This window comes from Exiguobacterium sp. SH1S21 (genome assembly GCF_004337175.1).
Taxonomy (GTDB): Bacteria; Bacillota; Bacilli; order Exiguobacteriales; family Exiguobacteriaceae; genus Exiguobacterium; species Exiguobacterium aurantiacum_A.
This window is the reverse complement of the sequence record NZ_SJUY01000002.1, coordinates 269,685-288,772: the sequence shown is the minus strand read 5'-3', so window position 1 is coordinate 288,772 and position 19,088 is coordinate 269,685. Positions and strand designations below refer to the sequence as shown.

Here is a 19,088-nt window from a genome sequence, read left to right as displayed (position 1 = left end):
ACAGATGCTACTCTATTGATGAGACCTCTTCATCATCTCGTATCCCGGCCGGTGCTCATCTCCACTCGGTCGAGAAGATTGACCCTTTTCTAGTACTTAGAAAAGGGTCTTTTTTTTCGAACGCATGTGCCCGTATGATATGATGGATACAGAAGAGAATGGAGGTTGGACGATGAATAAATTACTGCTCCTCGATGGAAACTCACTGACGTATCGTGCGTTTTTCGCGTTGCCTCCGATGACGGATGCATCGGGACGAAACACGAACGCGGTATATGGGTTCACGATGATGCTTTTAAAATTGATGGAAGACGAGCAACCGACGCATTTCGCGGTCGCGTTCGATGCGTCGAAGAAGACGTTCCGCCACGATACATATGCGGACTATAAAGGTGGGCGGCAGAAAACACCAGGTGAGCTCCGCGAACAGTTCCCGATCGTTCGTGAACTGTGTGAGGCGTTCGGAATCAAAGTGCTCGAGCTCGATCAATATGAGGCTGATGACATAATCGGGACACTTTCGAAAAACGAGGCGTTCGAACAAGTCACGGTCGTCACGGGTGATAAAGATTTACTTCAACTGATCGATCAGCGAGTCACCGTCTACTTAACGAAACGTGGCATCACTGACGTCGAGACGATGGATGAGGCGGCGTTCCACGAACGTTACGAGGGCTTGGCACCTCGCCAAATGATCGATCTCAAAGGGCTGATGGGTGATAAATCCGATAACATCCCGGGAATTCCGGGTGTCGGCGAGAAGACGGCGCTCAAGTTGCTATCAAATTACGGCTCGGTCGAAGGGCTGTATGAACATACACATGAATTAAAAGGGAAGCAAAAAGAAAAAGTCGAGGCGAACGAGCAGGAAGCTCGAATGTCAAAACAACTCGCGACGATCCATACGGACGTCCCAATCGACGTCAGTGTGGATGACTTACAGTTCCACCCGTATGATGCGGCAAAAGTCAAACCGTTGTTCATGAGCCTTCAGTTCAAATCACTGGTCAGTAAGCTGAACACTGATGCGACGACGGAAGAGGCGGCAGAAGCGCGAGACGTGACGCACGTCGGCATCGAACAGCAAGATTTTACGGAAGCCGTCCTGTTTATCGAACAGCTGCGGGACGACTATTTCGAAGACGACATCATCGGTGTGGCGATCGCATCGAAAGTCGGTGTGACCGTCGGTGATATGTCGTTGTTAGACGTACCGGATGTGAAGGCTTGGCTAGCGGATGAGACCCGGAAAACGATCTGTTTGGACGCCAAACAGACGATCATTCAATTGAAACGGAACGAACTGATACTTCGCGGCTACGAAGACTTGCTCGTCGCCGGTTATTTGCTCAACTTGTCGGGCGGAACGACGCTCGATTCGATCGCCGCGCACTTCGATTACGCGTTGCCTGAAGACGAGGCCGTCTACGGGAAAGGGGCGAAACTCCACGTTCCGGAACAAGCGGTGCTCGACCAACATCTCGGCGAGAAGGCGATGGCCATCTTCACGTTGTTCGCGAAAGTCATTCCGGAAATCGATGAAAACGAGCAGACGTCACTTTATCAAGATTTAGAACGTCCACTCGCCTCGGTGCTCGCGGAAATGGAATGGGCCGGAATTTACGTCGACGTGGCGACGCTTCAAGCGATGGAAACGGATCTCAGGGACCGCCTCAATCAGCTCGAGACAGAAATTCACGGATTGGCCGGCGAGTCGTTCAATATCAATTCGCCGAAACAGCTTGGCGTCATCTTGTTTGAGAAGTTGGCACTCCCACCCGTGAAGAAGACGAAAACTGGATACTCGACGGCGGCCGACGTGTTAGAGAAGCTAGCGCCGCTCCATCCGATCGTCGAACATATCATGCATTACCGTGAGCTCGGAAAACTGCAGTCGACGTACGTCGAGGGCTTACAAAAAGTCATCAAAGCGGACGGGAAGATTCATACACGCTACACGCAGACGCTCACACAGACAGGGCGACTGTCATCGGTCAATCCGAACTTGCAGAACATCCCGATTCGGCTCGAGGAAGGACGCCGGATCCGTAAGGCGTTTACGGCAAGTGAGCCGGGCTGGGTGCTGTATGCGGTCGACTACTCGCAGATCGAGCTCCGGATCATGGCGCATATGTCGAAAGACGCGAAGATGCTCGAAGCGTTTTTGAATGACGAAGATATTCATACGTCGACGGCGGCAAACGTGTTCCGTGTCGCCAAAGAAGAAGTGACGTCGCTCATGCGGCGTCAAGCGAAGGCGGTCAACTTCGGGATCATCTATGGCATCAGTGATTATGGGTTGTCGCAAAACCTCGGCATCAGCCGTAAAGAAGCGCAGACGTTCATCGACACGTACTTTGAGCAGTTCCCTGGTGTGAAGCGCTTCATGGATGCCGCCATCGAGCGGGCGCGGGAACACGGATATGTCGAGACGATGCTCAAACGTCGCCGTAACATCCCGGACATCCATTCACGCAACTTCAACTTGCGCGGCTTTGCCGAACGGACGGCCATCAACACGCCGATTCAAGGAACCGCGGCGGACATCATTAAAAAAGCGATGATCGACGTCGATACGGCGCTTCAGGCATCGGGTCTGCAATCGAAACTATTGCTTCAAGTCCACGATGAACTCATCTTTGAAGGACCGCTTGCTGAGAAGTCCGCGCTTGAAAAACTTGTGAAACAAGCGATGGAACATACGATCACACTCGATGTCCCGCTTCGGGCGGACGGCTCGTTCGGTGAGACGTGGTTCGACACGAAATAAAGTAAAGGAAGGAAATCGATATGCCAGAATTACCAGAAGTAGAGACGGTCTGTCGCCGACTGCGACCGTTCGTCTCCGGAAAAACGATTCAAGACGTCAATGTACGCGACGCGAAAATCATTCGCGGACATGAGGCCGATGTGTGGGTACAACAGCTTATCGGCGAGACGATGGTCGACGTCGAGCGGCGCGGCAAGTTCATTTTATTTAAATTGACGAACGGCTACCTCGTCTCTCATTTACGGATGGAAGGGAAATTCTTTCCGCACAGCGAAGCCGTCGATCCGGTCAAGCATACGCACGTCGTCTTCACGTTCACCGACGGTACGAGCCTGCACTATAACGACGTCAGGAAGTTCGGCACGATGGAACTTCGGACGAACGAAGAGTTGTTCGTGACGCCGCCGCTGTCGCTGCTCGCGCTCGAGCCGTTCGACCCTGAAGTGACGGCCGAAACGTTGTACGCCCGTCTGAAGCGCATGAACGTGAGAGCAATCAAGACGGCGTTGCTCGATCAATCGATTTTTGTCGGTCTCGGCAATATTTATGTCGACGAGACGTTGTTCCGGGCACGGATTCATCCGACCCGGCCAGCAGCCTCGCTTTCACTCACTGAAGTTGAGACCGTCCGTCAAGAAGCGGTCGCCGTGTTATTAGAAGCGATCGAGCGGGGTGGAAGTACGATCCGCAGCTATACGAATCCGGACGGGGCGGCTGGAACGTTTCAAGAGACGCTTTACGTATACGGACAGACCGGTGAACCGTGTCACAATTGCGGTCGGCCGATTGAAAAGATGAAACTAGGCGGACGGGGGACGCATTACTGTCCGCACTGCCAACAGTAAGAGGTGGACACAATGTTGAAAATTGGTTTGACAGGCGGCATCGCGACAGGGAAGTCGACGGTGTCCCGCCTATTCCGACAACAAGGGATCCCGATTATCGATGCCGACAAGATTGCCCGTACCGTCGTCGACCCTGAAGGTAAAGCTTACTCTGCTGTCCGAGAAGCGTTTCCGCGCTGTTTTGAAGGTGAGCAGTTGAACCGGCCGGCGCTCGGGCGAGAGATCTTCCATGACGAAGCAAAAAGGAAATTGTTGAATCAGCTCATGCATCCGGCGATCCGGGAAGAAATGCAGGAGCAGATGCATTCCTTTGCGGCAGCAGGGGAATCTGTCGTCATCTTCGACATCCCGCTCTTGTTCGAAGGGACGATGCGTGACCTCGTCGATTATACGGTCGTCGTCTATTGCCGGGAAGAGATGCAGTTGATGCGTCTCATGGAGCGTAACGGCTTGACGAAAGAAGAAGCGCTCGCAAGGATCCACTCGCAAATGCCGATCGAAGAAAAGAAGCATCACGCTGACTTTTTAATCAACAACAACGGGGCACTCGGGGACTTGTTGCCTCAAGTGACGCGTCTCGTCGAACAATTTCAAGACATGAAAAAAGAAGGCGACTGACGCCTTCTTTTTTTGTTCAGTTGAGCGGATCTGCGTCCGGTCGCCCTTTTTTCCATGTGTCGAAAATAGCGCGCCCGTCGCTCGGGTGCCCGTTCGAGTAATAAATCGGATAGAGCGAGAAGAACACATAATAAAACGAGAAATAGGCGAACTGATACGTATAGAGGGTCGGTTCAATCTCTCGTGTCAGGATAAACCAGTTCACGATTAAGATACTCGATAGATTGAAGATCGACCCGCCCGCGTAGACGATACTCCTCGTCAAGCGATTACTGTATTTCAAGTCCGAGAATTCGCACCAGGCGTCATAGAAGTAGACGCGGTTAAACTGCATGCGCCCGACCTTGAATAGTTTCTTCCCGGTCCCAATCTCCATATCGAGTGATCCCCCGAATAATTTTGCGAAAAAGAAATGCCCGAATTGATGGATAATTGTCACAATCGGCAAGATGATAAAAAACGAGATGACAAATTTGTCTAAGTCTGTCCAATCAAACATATAACGTAGCTCCTTTCCAAGCTCTACACCAAATTTCCCTCTTTTTCAAAAACGAAACTGTAAAAAAGTGATAAAAATGTGACGATACATAGTGAAAACGCTTCCATTTTTCCGTTATAATGGTGTCGTAACGCAGAAAAAAGGGGGAACTGGAATGGGGACGAAAGTTGCAATCAACGGGTTTGGACGAATCGGGAGAATGGTATTTCGTAAATTGATGCTTGAAGGGCGTCACGACGTCGTGGCGATCAATGCGAGTTATCCGGCGGAGACGCTTGCTCACTTGATCAAGCACGATACGGTCCATGGGCCGTTTGAGCTCACTGTTCGGGCGCATGGGGATACGCTCGTTGTCGATGGGAAACAGATTCGGTTAATCGCAGAGCGTGATCCGGAACGATTACCATGGAAAGAACTTGATGTCGAGATCGTCGTCGAGGCGACGGGGAAATTCAATTCGGACGTCTTGGCGCGCAAACATTTGACGGCCGGGGCGCAGAAAGTCATTTTGACGGCGCCGGGCAAAGGCGACTTACGGACGATCGTGATGGGGGTCAATGATCGCGAGTATATGCCGGAGCAAGACCATATCATCTCTAACGCCTCTTGTACGACGAACTGCCTCGCACCTGTCGTCAAAGTGCTCGATTCGACGTTCGGCATCGAGACAGGACTTGTCACGACGGTACACGCCTACACGAACGACCAGAACAATATCGACAATCCGCATAAAGATTTGCGCCGGGCCCGGGCTTGTGGTAGTTCCATTATACCGACTTCGACCGGGGCAGCCAAGGCGATTGGCCTTGTGCTTCCCGAGCTGCAAGGCAAGTTGAACGGGATGGCGCTCCGCGTCCCGACGCCGAACGTCTCGCTCGTCGATCTCGTCGTCGAGCTGCGTCGTGATGTCACGGCCGCCGAAGTGAACGAAGCGTTCGAACGGGCCGCTTACGGAGAAATGACCGGGATTCTCGGTGTCTCGAACGAACCACTCGTCTCAATCGACTTTAATGGAGACGAGCGCTCCTCGATTATCGATGCGGATTCGACGATGGTGCTCGGTGGCAACCACGTCAAAGTGCTCGCTTGGTATGACAACGAATGGGGCTATTCGTGCCGTGTCGTCGATCTTTTGGATATGGTGGCGAGCTACCTTCAAATCGGCCAACAAGAAACGCACGCTTGAGAAAATATATTTCGTCAAAAATATTTTAACGAATTCAAACAAATAGCTTGTATCGACGTCCTAAACGAGATACACTCAATCTCGTGAACTTCAATTGGTCTGACAAACGCAACTTAAAGGGTTAGGACCTCTTAGGACTAACTTGCCCCCGTGGTTGTGGGCGATTCAGGCACAAAGTGAGTGATCATCAACTACTTTGAGACCATTGATGTAAAGGGGGATCCACTAATATGGATACTATGGGACGTCACATTATTACAGAACTTTGGGAGTGCAATCCCGACAAATTGAACGATATCGACTACATCGAGCGCTTGTTCGTCGATGCAGCACTTCGCTCGGGCGCTGAAGTCCGCGAAGTCGCTTTCCACAAATTCGCGCCGCACGGTGTGAGTGGGGTCGTTATCATTTCAGAATCACATTTAACGATTCACAGTTTCCCAGAGCATGGTTACGCATCAGTCGATGTGTTCACATGTGGGGACCGGATCGATCCAGCGACAGCTTCACAATACATTGCTGAAGGCTTAGAAGCGAAAGTTCGCGAAGACGTCAAACTTGATCGCGGTATGGGACCGATTCGTGTTCCAGAAGCACAAGTGGCGATCAGCAAATAATCCGATTGACCTTTTGAGGCTGGCCGATTTTCGGTCAGCCCTTTTAATTGTTTTGTTAAGTCGTTAATTTTGATATGCTTAACGTATATAAATTAGGTGCCGAGGTGGACAATGGGATTACTAGACAAGTTTCAAACACATATCCAAACGGATGATACGCATAAAAATGAGGCGTTGCGCACGCGTTATTTCGCGACGTCGCCGAACGCGGTACTGACATGGTTGAATGAATACATCAAAACAGAAGGACAGACAGTGCGCCGAATCGACTCCGACCGAGGCGAGCTCGCCTTCAACGGCGATGGTTGGGATGCGTTGGCCACAGTCGTGCAAGTGGACGGGGGACGGACCGCCGTCGATTTCACGATGAATCGTGAACAAATGCTCGGTCCTGACCTGAAACAAGTTGTCGCTGCGTATTATGATGCTTTACAAAATAAGTTCCCACTCCGTGCCATCGGGAATCAATCTGTCGAACGATAAGGAGGGCTGAGCATGCGTTGTCCTAAATGTGATCATAACGGAACGAGGGTGCTCGACTCCCGACCAGTCCAAGATTATTATTCGATTCGACGCCGTCGCGAATGTGAAAAGTGCGGCTATCGCTTCACGACGTTTGAAACGGTTGAACAGACGCCGCTCATCATCGTCAAAAAGGACGGGAACCGCGAAGAGTTCAGTCGAGAGAAAGTTCTGCGCGGGATTATTCGTGCCTGTGAGAAACGACCGGTCACACTCGAGCAACTCGAGGGTGTGGTCACGAAAGTCGAACAACAGTTACGGGCGCTCGGACAGTCCGAGATCCCGAGTGAACAAGTCGGCGAACTCGTCATGAACGAACTGGCCCGAGTCGATGAAGTGGCGTACGTCCGCTTCGCATCGGTCTATCGACAGTTTAAAGACATTTCTGTGTTCTTTAAAGAGTTAGAGGATTTAATGAAGCAAGAAAAATCGACCAACTAAAGGGGCGGCCTTCTGGTCGTCTTTTTTCAGGGGAGAAACGTTATGGAAAAAGAACGGATTCTTTACGGGACTGATGAGCTATTGATCATGAGTACAGGTCTTATCGATCGGGAGTCTTATCAGTCACTTTATCATTTATATCAACCCGTCATCGGCGTGAAGGCGCTCGCCTTGTATCAAACGCTTTGGAGTGAATTGAAGCCGGGCAAAATGAAGTCGAACTACATGTCACATAGCGCCTTGTGTGAAATGCTCGATTATTCGATCAACGAACTGGCGGACAGTCTATTCCGGCTCGAGGCGATCGGCCTCGTCCGGACGTACAAGACGAAAGACGCGCGACTCACCCAATACGTCTATCAACTGAGAGTCCCGCTCGCGCCCCACACGTTCCTAAACGATGGGCTGTTATCGAGTTTTCTCTTCTATAAAGTAGGAGAGGTCCGATTCAAGCAGTTGCAAGGACGGTTCACCATCGACCCGCTACCGGCAGGCATCGTCGAAGTGACGAAAGACTTCAATGAAGTGTTCGACGTCAAAGGGGTCAACCAGATGGCGTTCACTCAAAAAAATTATGAGAAGCCGGACCGCGCCAAGATTGAGATCAACTATACGTTCGATATGGATATCGTCAAAAAACTGACAAACTTCCCAATCGGCTTCTTCACGAAGAAGTTAGACGAGACGATCACAAAACTTGCGTACGTGTCGCAAATCGATGAAGAGACGATGGCCGAGATGCTGAAAGAGTATTTCGTTCACGAAGCATACTTACCGCTCAGCGAACAAGAGAAGCGTGATGGTTGTCGGCAGATGGTATTACAATTGAAGAAAAAACAGACGCGACATCGAAAAGTGAAGTCAGACGAGACGGAGCAGGCGGAGGTCGGCGATTTGCATGACACAACGGTCATGGAGGAAGCACACCCGCATCAGTACGTATCGACGCTTCGGAAGACGCCACAACTCTCGAAAAGTGACGAACAGCTCATCATCGAGATGGTCGATACACTCGGTCTCGCACCAGGTGTGATCAACGCGCTGTTCTATTATTGTATCGAAGTGAAGAAACAGACGCGGCTCAGCGAGAATTATGTGATGCGCATCGCCACGAGTTGGAAGACGGCGGGCTATTTGCACGCAGGTGACGCATTAGAGCGCGAAGCGACGCAAGACGCGTTGATCGAGAAGAAGCAACAAAAACGTGAGAACGTCCAGCGTACGACGGTCGGCTCGCGTCGGAAAGACAAGACCGAGTTGCCGAAATGGCTCGAAGACGATGCGAAAGAACAACGGTCTTACGATCAGAAGCGCAAAGAGGCGCTCGAATCATCGGTGCCAGATGACGCGGAACTCGTCAAATTGTTGAATGAACTGAAAGAGAAAGGATGAGCGACATGGAACGGATCAATCAGACGCTCGCCCAAATGATGAACCGTAAAGAAGTGCGGGAAGCGTACGAGTCGATTCGCAGACGAACTCTCGAGCACCCTGGTGTCATTACATTTTTAAAGGCGCATCCAGAACTCGACGAGACGGCGATCGAAGTCGGATTTACGAAACTGAGCGAATATGCAGAGCAGATGGACGGGAAGAAACTTGTCGATGAACAAGCCGTCATCCCCGGGCATCAGCCGGTCCTTTATGTCGATCTCGGTCAAATTGCGATCCGCTATGAAGAGACGGTCGCTCACCGCCAGGCGAGACGTCAAAAAGAGATGGATCGAAAGTTCAAGAGCTTATTTTTACCGGAAGAAGTGCGGGAAGCGAGCTTTCAATCGTTTGATTATTCGGACGATGCCCGAAAGATCGCACTCCGTGAGGCGATGCGATTCGTCTCGGGGATGAAGACGCGTCAAAAAGTGAACGGTCTTTACTTGTACGGCAGTTTCGGGGTCGGGAAGACGTACTTGCTCGCAGCGATCGCCAATGAACTCAAAGTCGCCGATATCGAGACGATTTTAGTTCACGCTCCGGGATTCGTCTCGGAAGCGAAACGTAAAATTCGTACCGATTCGTTCGATTCATTTTTGACCTCGTTCCAGCACGTGCCGATTTTGTTGATTGATGATATCGGCGCTGAGGCGATCAGCCCGTGGGTACGAGACGAACTGTTCGGGATCATTTTACAGTACCGCATGATGCATCGTCTGCCGACGCTCTACAGCTCAAACTTCAGCAGTGAAGAACTCGAGACGCACTTCTCGATTGACGGCTCGCCGCAAAACAAGATGAAAGCACAGCGGCTCATGCAACGGATCTCGACGACGACGACACAGATCGAGCTGAAAGGCGAAAATCGTCGTCGGTAAAGGATTGTATTTCTCGTACGAGTTGACTATACTAATAACCATATAACTGATGCATAGAAGAGGATACGAGACATCGTCACGGGTTTCAAAGCGAAGGAAGAATGGTGAGAGCTTCCTAAACACGCCGATTGACTTACTCCCTCGGAGCACCGCACGGGTCAATCGTGCGGCGATTCACACTCGTTATCGTGTGTTCGAGCCAAGCTTACAGCTTGGGAACGAGGGTGGTACCACGAGAATCAAAGCTCGTCCCTTTCATAGGGATGGGCTTTTTTTATTTTTTTCAAATAGAGAGGGGAAGTTGACACATGATTCAATTGACATTTCCAGATGGGGCAGTCAAAGCGTTTGAAGCTGGTATCACAGCAGAAGAAGTAGCCGGTTCGATTAGCCCGGGACTTCGTAAGAAAGCCATCGCCGCAAAAATCGATGGTGAACTGATCGATTATCGTCGTCCGATCGAGCGCGACGGTCAAATCGAGCTCGTCATGCCGGATTCGGAGGCAGGCCTCGACTTGATGCGCCATTCATCCGCTCACTTGATGGCTCAAGCGATCAAACGGTTGTACGGCGAAGAAGGGACGATTCATTTCGGTATCGGACCGACGATTGAGAACGGCTTCTATTACGATATCGAGATGGACCGCCGCATCAATGAAGAAGATTTGCCGGAGATCGAGAAGATGATGAAACGGATCGTCGATGAAAACCTCGACATCACACGTGAAGTCGTCACGCGTGACGAAGCGCTCGATCGTTACAAACAGCTCGGCGACCCGCTCAAAGTCGAGTTGATCGAAGATATCCCGGCAAGTGAGACACTTACAATTTACCATCAAGGTGACTTTTTTGACCTTTGCCGTGGACCGCACGTCCCGTCGACGTCGAAATTGAAAGTCTTTAAATTGATGAGCGTCGCTGGTGCTTACTGGCGCGGAGATTCTGACAACAAGATGTTGCAACGGATCTACGGTACGGCGTGGGCGACGAAAGAACAGCTCGCCGAGCATTTGCGTCTACTTGAAGAAGCAAAAGAACGCGATCACCGTAAACTCGGGAAAGAACTTGATTTGTTCTTCGTCTCGCAAGAAGTCGGCCAAGGATTGCCGATGTGGCTCCCGAAAGGTGCCTCGATTCGTCGTACGGTCGAGCGTTATATCGTCGACAAAGAGCTCGAACTCGGTTATCAGCACGTCTATACACCGGTGCTCGGTTCGGTTGACTTGTATAAGACGTCAGGTCACTGGGATCACTATCAAGACGACATGTTCCCGAAAATGGAGATGGATAACGAAGAGCTCGTCTTGCGCCCGATGAACTGTCCGCACCATATGACGATCTATAAGCATGAGCCACGCTCATACCGTGAGTTGCCGCTCCGTATCGCCGAACTTGGCGGCATGCACCGCTATGAGATGTCAGGTGCTTTGACAGGTCTTCAACGTGTCCGTTACATGGTATTGAACGATGGACACACGTTCGTGACACCGGAACAGATGAAGCAAGAGTTTAAAGATATCGTTCACTTGATCCAAGAAGTGTATGCCGACTTCGGGATTAAAGATTACCGGTTCCGCCTGTCTTATCGCGATCCGGCCGATAAAGAGAAATACTTCGACAACGATGCGATCTGGGAATCGGCACAGCGTCAATTGAAAGAAACGATGGACGAACTCGGCCTGCCATACTTCGAAGCGGATGGCGAAGCGGCGTTTTACGGACCGAAACTCGATGTCCAAGTCCGGACAGCGCTTGGGAAAGAAGAGACGTTGTCGACAGTCCAACTCGACTTCTTGCTTCCAGAACGTTTCGATTTGACGTATACAGGTCCTGACGGTAAAGATCATCGTCCAATCGTCCTCCACCGCGGTGTCGTATCGACGATGGAACGGTTCGTCGCCTACTTGATCGAAGAGTACAAAGGTGCCTTCCCGACATGGCTCGCGCCAGTCCAAGTCAAATTGATCCCGGTGTCTCACGTCCATGATGCTTATGTGGCCGAAGTGAAAGCAGAACTGTTATCACGTGGTGTCCGTGTCGAGACAGACCTTCGGGATGAGAAGTTAGGCTATAAGATCCGTGAAGCACAGATGAAGAAGATCCCGATGACGCTCGTACTCGGTGATAAAGAACGTGATGAGCGTTCGGTCAACATCCGTCGCTACGGTCAACAAGAACAAGTGTCGGCAACGCTCGATGAGTTCTTGACGTCCCTCACTGAAGAAATCGCGAATCGTTCACGGTAAAGGTAGGCCATCCTTCAACGGAAGGGTGGTCTTCTTTTCGGTCCAGAGACGGATGCGCAACCTATGAAAGAACACGTATGGTAGAAGAAAGGAGTGATTCAGTTTGAATTATATGAAACCAATTATCGCGCTGACGATCGGGACGATTGTCTCGACTAGCATGATTCCTAAAGTAAACGCCGAAGCGATCGTCGACGATACAATCGTCACCCTCGGGGAGACATTATCAGCAGAGCAGCGAGACTGGGTGCTCGAGCGTGTCGAAGCGCCGGCAGGAATCGAACCGATTATCACGACTGCAGCTGACGAAGAGAAGTATTTAGGTGACGCCGTACCCCAGGCACAACGTGGTGGCGGCATGTACTCATCGGCCCGCATCAAGCTGACTGACGGGACGGGTCTTGATATTCAAACCGAGAACGTCACGTGGGTGACGGAAGATATGTATGCGAACGCGCTCGTCACGGCCGGGGTCACTGACGCTGATATTTATATCACGTCTCCGATCCGTGTGACCGGGACGTCTGCGTTGACAGGCATTATGAAGGCGTACGACCAGACGGCTGACGAGACCGGGATCCAACTGACCGAGGAACGTAAAAATCTCGCGCAAGAAGAACTGGCTGTCACGTCAGAGATCGGGAAGACGGTCGGTCAAGAAGATGTGGCCGGGCTGATGAATGAGATTAAAGCGGAAATCGCGAATCAAATGCCCGAGACGAATATTGAAATCCGTGATATCGTCATTCAAGTATTGAATCAAAACAACGTTCAATTGTCCGATACGCAATTGAACCAGCTGACGACGTTGTTCGAGAACATGCAGCAAGCCAACTTGGATTGGACAGCGATCAGTGATGGATTAAAAGGAGCGGGCCAAGACGTGCAGGCGTTTCTAGAGACGAAAGAAGTGCAAGGTTTCTTTGCGCGGCTGTTTGAGTCGCTCAGTAATTTCTTCAAATCGTTGACGAACTAAACGAAAAAGCGGAGCGAAGGCTCTCAGGCTGTTGACGTACCAGGTCGCTAAAAGCAATCTGGTTCGTCTTTTTTATGTTCGAAGACTTCGAGGCGCTCTGTCCGACATAAAATTGAAGAAATGCTATGTAAACGGCCGCCGGATGGCGACCGTTTGCGTTGCTCGTCCGACGACGCCCCGACTCCCGCAGGAATGCAATCCGACGGAGACCAAGCAGCGACGCGAGTCGCGACGCGGCTCCGGGATTGCCTGCGGAAAGCGTGGGCGCCGGAAGGACGAGCGATATCAATCATGTTAGTCAACAAGCTGAGAGCGAAGGCTCTGCTTTTTAATACCAACGTTTATGGATATAGTCCCGAGCGGATTCATGATCATCGACGATCTTCAACGTGATGCGGTTCATCTCTTCAAGCAGGTCGGTCAATACAGCTTCAAGTTTAGCGTCGTTCATTTCATGGTGACGCATCGTTTCTTGAACGATATGTTTGATTTGATCATGATAATCGTGATCTTGTTTCACGTCTTTTCTCCAGTTCATCCTCGCCGCCTCCTTTTTTATTTTATTCCCTTTGAAAAGGTATTGCGAAACGATGGAATGACTGTTATTATCATAAAAGTGCGAGCTATCAATTATTCATGCGCGAATTCTTGACATCTTTTTCTGCTAGTGTTAAGATGACTTAGTGAGTAAATACAACAAAGCAGAAGCGCCCGCTTCTCACCTCGTCCGAATCGGTTCGGTCAGGTCCATCATGTACGTAATTCAGTTTCGGTGTCTTGCCGTTCTGAGTACGCAATGATGTGTGGGCGGGAAACTGCCGACGCTTTTTTTGTTACTATTACTATGTTGTCTTATTTTAAAATCTAAAACTCGTGCAATCGCACGATGGAGGTGCTAACCATTAGCAAAGAGCTATTTATCAACGAAAACATTCGTGCCCGTGAACTTCGTCTTATTGGAGCGGACGGTGCACAACTCGGTGTACAATCGCGTAGTGAAGCATTACGCTTAGCGGAAGAAGCTGACCTTGACCTCGTCTTGGTCGCTGACAAAGCAAACCCACCGGTCGCTAAAATTATGGACTACGGTAAATACCGTTTCGAACTCCAGAAAAAGGAGAAAGAAGCGCGTAAAAACCAAAAAGTCATCCAATTGAAAGAAGTACGTCTCAGTCCTACAATCGAGGACAACGATTTCCAAACCAAATTGCGTAACGCTCGCAAGTTTCTTGAAAGTGGAAACAAAGTGAAGGCGTCGATCCGTTTCCGCGGACGTGCCATCACACACTCGGAAATCGGTAGACGTGTTATGGAAAAATTGGCGGCGGAATGTGCCGACTTGGCAACAGTTGAACAAAAGCCGAAGATGGAAGGACGCAGCATGTTCTTAGTGCTGGCTCCGAAGAAAGAAGATTAATCATCGAGTCATAGTGGGGAGGAAATACTCATGCCGAAAATGAAATCGCACCGCGGTGCTTCTAAACGTTTTAAACGTACAGGATCAGGTAAACTCAAACGTTCACACGCTTTCACAAGTCACTTGTTCGGTAACAAATCGACGAAAGCAAAACGTAAGCTCCGTAAGGGTGCTATCGTATCAGCTGGAGACTACAAACGTATTCGCAACATGATTGCGAAGTAATACAGAAGGAATTTAGGAGGGAAACTATATGCCACGCGTAAAAGGCGGTTATACGACTCGTCAACGTCGTAAAAAGCAAATCAAACTTGCCAAAGGTTATTATGGCTCGAAACATATTCTATTTAAAGTAGCAAAACAACAGGTCATGAAGTCACTCATGTACGCATACCGTGACCGTCGTCAAAAGAAACGTGATTTCCGTCGTATTTGGATCACACGTATCAACGCGGCAGCACGTATCAACGGTCTTTCATACAGCCGTATGATGCACGGACTCAAGCTTGCAGGGATCGACATCAACCGTAAGATGCTTGCTGAGCTTGCAGTATCGGATGCACAAGCGTTCGCTTCACTCGCTAACACAGCTAAATCAAAATTGAACGCGTAATCGTTCAATCGAAAGCGCCGAGACTCTATCTCGGCGCTTTCTTTTTTCTCGTAAATTTCTTAAGATAAAGATAAGGAGGACACGCTATGGATCAATCTATCTTGGCCATCGTCGCGTTGGCGCTCATCGCCTTAAACGTCTATACGTATTTCCAGGCGAAGCAGTATACGCACGGCGAAGGGAAGTTCAACGTGTTGTACGCCTATGCCGGAGGAGCCATTGGAGCGCTATTTGGACTTCATTTGACACGCCAAAAAACGGTTCATGCCCCAAAAAGCATGCAAATACAAGTATTGATTTTAGCAGTGGGCTGGTCTTTAATGATTTTAGTACTGCTTTAAGTGGAGAATAGGAGGAGCAACCGGTGAACTGGACAACATTATTTGATCGGCAACGTGAATTAGATGAGCGGATCAAACAAGAACATCAACTATCCGGCAACCAATTCGATGAACGGCTACTCGCTTTACTCGTCGAACTCGGTGAACTCGCCAATGAGACCCGAAGTTTTAAATTTTGGTCAACGAAAGGCCCGTCGCCTCAAGACGTGATCTTAGAAGAGTACGTTGACGGTATCCATTTCTTACTGTCGCTCGGACTCGCCCTCGGATACGAACGGGAGTCGTTCCCGGCAGGAAGCTCGTATCTTGACGCGACTGATGCTTTTTTAGATATCTTTCGAAAAGTGACGAATTTTGGTTTGTCGAAGACAGAAGCGATGTACGAGACGCTGATGGCGGCATATCTCGAACTAGGCTATACGCTAGGTTTCAATGAAGAATTGATTCTGTTGGCGTATTTATCGAAGAACGAAGTTAACCATGAGCGACAAAATCAAGGCTACTAACGGAGTCGAAAGGGAGCGATACGAGATGAATGAAACTTTACATATGCTAAAACGACTGACGGATGCGACTGGCGTCCCGGGAAACGAAGGGGAAGTCCGTTCACTCATGCGCGAGTATCTCGAGCCCCACGTCGAGGCGTTCGAACAGGATGGTCTCGGCAGTTTGTTCGGCCGTGTGACGGGGAACGGTGAAGGACCGCGTGTCATGATTGCCGGTCATATGGATGAAGTCGGCTTTATGGTCACACGCATCGAAGATAGTGGTTTCCTGCGCTTCCAAGCACTCGGTGGTTGGTGGAACCAAGTATTGCTCGCTCAACGCATGGACGTCGTCACACGCTCTGGAGAGAAAATCCCAGGCGTGATCGGTGCGAAGCCACCGCATGTCCTGCCAGTCGAAGCTCGTAAAAAACCGGTCGAGATCAAAGACATGTTCTTAGATATCGGAGCGACGTCAAAAGAACAAGTCGCCGAGTGGGGAATCCGTCCAGGTGACACGGTCGTGCCGCATTGCGAGTTCACGGTCATGAAAAATGAAGACTTCTTGATGGCGAAAGCATGGGATAACCGTATCGGATGTGCGATCGCGATTGAAGCGGCCAAACGTCTGAAAAATGATGCACCAGGCACCGTCTTCTCGGGGGCCACGGTTCAAGAGGAAGTCGGATTGCGTGGAGCCGTCACAGCGGCAAACTTGATTAAACCTGACGTCGCGATTGCCGTGGATACGGGTATCCCAGGTGATACGCCAGGTATGACACCGGCAGAAGGCCTGTCAAAACTTGGTGAAGGCGTTCAAGTCATTTTCTTTGATGCGACGACTGTCACGAACCCGCGCCTCATCGACTTGATCGTCGAAGTCGCGAAAGCAGAAGACATCAAGTATCAGTTAGATTTGACACCGGGTGGCGGCACCGACGCCGGACGGTTCCATTTATCAGGAGTCGGGATGCCGGCTGTTGCGCTCACGGTTCCAGTCCGTTATTTGCATACGAACGTGTCAATCATTCATAAAGCTGATTATGAAGCGGCCATCGATCTGGTCGTGGCGCTCACCAAGCGGTTGGATAACGAAACGGTTCAATGGTTGAAAGAGGGATAATATGACGAAAATCACGTCTACGAAAAGCGAGACGATTAAGCGTTTGAAGCGCTTGATGACGAAAAAAGGCAGACAAGAGTCTGGGCAGTTTTTAGTCGAGGGTGAACACTTGGTCGACGAAGCGATCCGGGCCGGACGACTCGTCCAATTGATTATGGGCGAATCCTATCGTCCGAAAAGTTCATGGCGTCTAGATGAGATGCCGGTGCTCGAACTGTCCGACCATGTCGCCGATCTGTTATCAGAAACAGAGAAGACGCAAGGGGTGTTCGCTGTCGTCAAGATGACGCCGGTCGAACGCAAGATGAAGCATGTGCTCGTCCTTGACCGCATTCAAGATCCGGGTAACCTCGGGACGATGATTCGGACAGCAGACGCGGCCGGCTTTGATACCGTGTTTCTCGGCAAAGGTACGGTCGACCCGTTCAATGCCAAAGTCGTAAGGGCGACGCAAGGATCGTTGTTCCATGTGAACATTCAATCGGTCGACTTGCTCGACACGTTGCCGGAACTGAAAAGTTTAGGGTTTCACGTCTATGGGACGGCACTCTCGAAAGCGAAGTCATACGACCAAGTCGCGTTCAACGATCAAGTCGCACTTGTCATCGGGAATGAAGCGCAAGGCGTCCATGACGACGTGCTCGCCCTTTGTGACACACGTGTCCATATTCCTGTAATCGGAGAAGCCGAATCATTGAACGCGGCAGTCGCCGCCGGCATTCTCATGTATCGCATCGCGCTACAATAATCTTGTCATCACTTGAGAATCGTGATAGTTTAGAAACATCGAACAATATAGGTAAGACGTTGAAAGAGCATAGTACGCGAACCCCCGAACGAGCACAGGGAGCATCGGCCTAGATTGAGAGCCGATGCCGAGGTCGGCGCTGAATTCACTCTGGAGTCGTGTTGGAGACAACACCGAACTGGCATCCCGATACCGATGCTCTCAAGTGGGCCTGATCGGCCAAGTAGGGTGGTACCGCGTTTATTCGTCCCTTCAGTCATCGACTGAAGGGACTTTTTTTGTAGAGGAGGAAACATTGATGAAAGAACAGTTAGAACAATTACAACGTGAGGCCCTTCAAGAAATTGAAACGGCGTCATCACAAAAAACGTTGAACGACGTCCGGATTAAGTATTTAGGTAAAAAAGGCCCGATGACCGAAGTATTACGCGGGATGGGCAAGTTGTCCGCCGAAGAGCGTCCGGTCGTCGGTGAACTCGTCAACACGGTAAGGACGACGATTCAAGAGGTGTTAGAGGCACGGATCGAGGACGTGAAGGCGGTCGAGCTCGAAGCGAAACTCGCAGCCGAGACGATCGACGTCACGCTTCCTGGTCGAACGGCACTTCCGGGACATAGCCACTTGCTGCAACAAATCGTCGACGAGATGGAAGACTTGTTCGTAGGTCTCGGGTACACGATTGCCGAAGGACCAGAAGTCGAAACCGATCTGTACAACTTTGAAATGCTGAACTTGCCGAAAGATCATCCGGCACGTGACATGCAGGACTCGTTCTACATCACGGACGAGACGCTGCTGCGGACGCATACGTCGCCGGTGCAAGCACGGACGATGCTCGAAGCGGACGGGAAACCGATTCGCATCATTTGTCCAGGCAAAGTGTACCGTCGCGACGAAGATGATGCGACCCATTCACACCAGTTCATGCAAATCGAGGGACTTGTCGTCGATGAGCATATCTCGATGGCCGACTTGAAAGGCACGCTTGAAGTATTCGTCAAGCAACTGTTCGGCGAGACACGAGAAATCCGGCTTCGTCCAAGCTTCTTCCCGTTCACAGAGCCGTCCGTTGAAGTCGATATCTCATGCTTCAAGTGTGGCGGTAAAGGCTGCAACGTTTGTAAAGGGACAGGGTGGATTGAAATTCTTGGAGGCGGGATGGTCCATCCGCGTGTCCTCGAGATGGCAGGCTACGACGCGACGAAAATGTCTGGCTTTGCTTTCGGGATCGGTGTCGAACGGATGGCGATGCTCAAACATGGTGTCGATGATATTCGTCACTTCTATACAAACGACTTACGTTTCATCGAGCAATTCTAAGGAGGATC

Annotated in this window: 22 protein-coding genes; 19 read left to right on the top strand and 3 right to left on the bottom strand. The window is 50.5% G+C overall.

Features of this window, described 5'->3' with window-relative positions; genetic code table 11:
* The first annotated feature begins 172 nt into the window (after positions 1-172).
* Genes polA through coaE form a run of 3 tightly spaced genes read left to right on the top strand, consistent with a single transcriptional unit; the run spans position 173 to position 4,233 of the window.
* Positions 173-2,770: a DNA polymerase I gene (gene polA, locus EVJ24_RS04965; protein WP_131440016.1), complete on the top strand. Its 2,598-nt coding sequence runs from the start codon at positions 173-175 to the stop codon at positions 2,768-2,770.
* A gap of 20 nt (positions 2,771-2,790) precedes the next feature.
* On the top strand, positions 2,791-3,615 hold the full coding sequence (mutM, locus tag EVJ24_RS04960) for a DNA-formamidopyrimidine glycosylase (protein WP_131440014.1): 825 nt from the start codon (positions 2,791-2,793) through the stop codon (positions 3,613-3,615).
* A 12-nt stretch (positions 3,616-3,627) separates the two neighbouring features.
* The gene (gene coaE, locus EVJ24_RS04955) at positions 3,628-4,233 is read left to right on the top strand and encodes a dephospho-CoA kinase (protein ID WP_070326944.1); all 606 of its coding nucleotides are present in this window, start codon (positions 3,628-3,630) and stop codon (positions 4,231-4,233) included.
* Positions 4,234-4,249: 16 nt separating this feature from the next.
* Here the strand turns inward: coaE and EVJ24_RS04950 are convergent, their stop codons facing one another.
* Positions 4,250-4,732 (bottom strand): site-2 protease family protein, encoded by a 483-nt coding sequence (locus EVJ24_RS04950; RefSeq protein WP_131440012.1) that lies wholly within the window; start codon positions 4,730-4,732, stop codon positions 4,250-4,252.
* A 154-nt stretch (positions 4,733-4,886) separates the two neighbouring features.
* Between EVJ24_RS04950 and EVJ24_RS04945 the strand changes: the two genes are divergently transcribed.
* The 8 genes from EVJ24_RS04945 (at position 4,887) to EVJ24_RS04910 (ending at position 13,032) form a co-directional block, all read left to right on the top strand.
* Positions 4,887-5,918 carry a glyceraldehyde-3-phosphate dehydrogenase gene (locus EVJ24_RS04945; protein ID WP_131440010.1) on the top strand — a complete coding sequence of 344 codons (1,032 nt, stop codon included), beginning with the start codon at positions 4,887-4,889 and terminating at the stop codon, positions 5,916-5,918.
* Between the two features lie 230 nt (positions 5,919-6,148).
* Positions 6,149-6,535 (top strand): adenosylmethionine decarboxylase, encoded by a 387-nt coding sequence (speD, locus tag EVJ24_RS04940; RefSeq protein WP_029595188.1) that lies wholly within the window; start codon positions 6,149-6,151, stop codon positions 6,533-6,535.
* 111 nt (positions 6,536-6,646) lie between these two features.
* Positions 6,647-7,018, top strand: a complete 372-nt coding sequence (locus EVJ24_RS04935; protein ID WP_131440008.1) for a hypothetical protein — start codon at positions 6,647-6,649, stop codon at positions 7,016-7,018.
* Between the two features lie 12 nt (positions 7,019-7,030).
* Positions 7,031-7,498: a transcriptional regulator NrdR gene (nrdR, locus tag EVJ24_RS04930; protein ID WP_035385865.1), complete on the top strand. Its 468-nt coding sequence runs from the start codon at positions 7,031-7,033 to the stop codon at positions 7,496-7,498.
* A gap of 42 nt (positions 7,499-7,540) precedes the next feature.
* Positions 7,541-8,890 (top strand): DnaD domain protein, encoded by a 1,350-nt coding sequence (locus EVJ24_RS04925; protein WP_131440006.1) that lies wholly within the window; start codon positions 7,541-7,543, stop codon positions 8,888-8,890.
* Between the two features lie 5 nt (positions 8,891-8,895).
* Positions 8,896-9,810, top strand: coding sequence for a primosomal protein DnaI (gene dnaI, locus EVJ24_RS04920; RefSeq protein WP_070326949.1), 915 nt, complete (start codon positions 8,896-8,898; stop codon positions 9,808-9,810).
* Between the two features lie 308 nt (positions 9,811-10,118).
* Positions 10,119-12,056 (top strand): threonine--tRNA ligase, encoded by a 1,938-nt coding sequence (gene thrS / locus EVJ24_RS04915; RefSeq protein ID WP_131440004.1) that lies wholly within the window; start codon positions 10,119-10,121, stop codon positions 12,054-12,056.
* Positions 12,057-12,168: 112 nt separating this feature from the next.
* A complete protein-coding gene (locus tag EVJ24_RS04910; protein WP_070327894.1) occupies positions 12,169-13,032 on the top strand; it encodes a DUF1002 domain-containing protein in 864 nt (287 codons plus the stop codon).
* Positions 13,033-13,079: 47 nt separating this feature from the next.
* On the opposite strand, the gene EVJ24_RS15345 is transcribed toward EVJ24_RS04910, so the two are convergent.
* On the bottom strand, positions 13,080-13,325 hold the full coding sequence (locus tag EVJ24_RS15345; protein WP_161568733.1) for a hypothetical protein: 246 nt from the start codon (positions 13,323-13,325) through the stop codon (positions 13,080-13,082).
* 35 nt (positions 13,326-13,360) lie between these two features.
* Entirely contained in the window at positions 13,361-13,570 is a 210-nt protein-coding gene (locus tag EVJ24_RS04900; protein ID WP_070326951.1) for a hypothetical protein, read from the bottom strand.
* 348 nt (positions 13,571-13,918) lie between these two features.
* On the opposite strand from EVJ24_RS04900, the gene infC reads away from it, so the two are divergent.
* From infC to pheS, 8 genes are all read left to right on the top strand, one after another.
* Entirely contained in the window at positions 13,919-14,449 is a 531-nt protein-coding gene (gene infC, locus EVJ24_RS04895) for a translation initiation factor IF-3 (protein WP_070326952.1), read from the top strand.
* Between the two features lie 30 nt (positions 14,450-14,479).
* Complete coding sequence (rpmI, locus tag EVJ24_RS04890) at positions 14,480-14,674, top strand: 50S ribosomal protein L35 (RefSeq protein ID WP_016508031.1); 195 nt, start codon at positions 14,480-14,482, stop codon at positions 14,672-14,674.
* A gap of 28 nt (positions 14,675-14,702) precedes the next feature.
* Entirely contained in the window at positions 14,703-15,062 is a 360-nt protein-coding gene (gene rplT / locus EVJ24_RS04885; RefSeq protein ID WP_016508086.1) for a 50S ribosomal protein L20, read from the top strand.
* Between the two features lie 86 nt (positions 15,063-15,148).
* The gene (locus EVJ24_RS04880) at positions 15,149-15,403 is read left to right on the top strand and encodes a hypothetical protein (RefSeq protein ID WP_070326953.1); all 255 of its coding nucleotides are present in this window, start codon (positions 15,149-15,151) and stop codon (positions 15,401-15,403) included.
* Positions 15,404-15,426: 23 nt separating this feature from the next.
* Positions 15,427-15,909 (top strand): dUTP diphosphatase, encoded by a 483-nt coding sequence (locus EVJ24_RS04875; protein WP_131440000.1) that lies wholly within the window; start codon positions 15,427-15,429, stop codon positions 15,907-15,909.
* Between the two features lie 25 nt (positions 15,910-15,934).
* Positions 15,935-17,011, top strand: a complete 1,077-nt coding sequence (locus tag EVJ24_RS04870; protein WP_131439998.1) for a M42 family metallopeptidase — start codon at positions 15,935-15,937, stop codon at positions 17,009-17,011.
* 1 nt (position 17,012) lies between these two features.
* A complete protein-coding gene (locus EVJ24_RS04865; protein WP_070326956.1) occupies positions 17,013-17,759 on the top strand; it encodes a TrmH family RNA methyltransferase in 747 nt (248 codons plus the stop codon).
* 298 nt (positions 17,760-18,057) lie between these two features.
* Positions 18,058-19,080: a phenylalanine--tRNA ligase subunit alpha gene (gene pheS, locus EVJ24_RS04860; RefSeq protein ID WP_131439996.1), complete on the top strand. Its 1,023-nt coding sequence runs from the start codon at positions 18,058-18,060 to the stop codon at positions 19,078-19,080.
* The last annotated feature ends 8 nt before the right edge of the window (positions 19,081-19,088 follow it).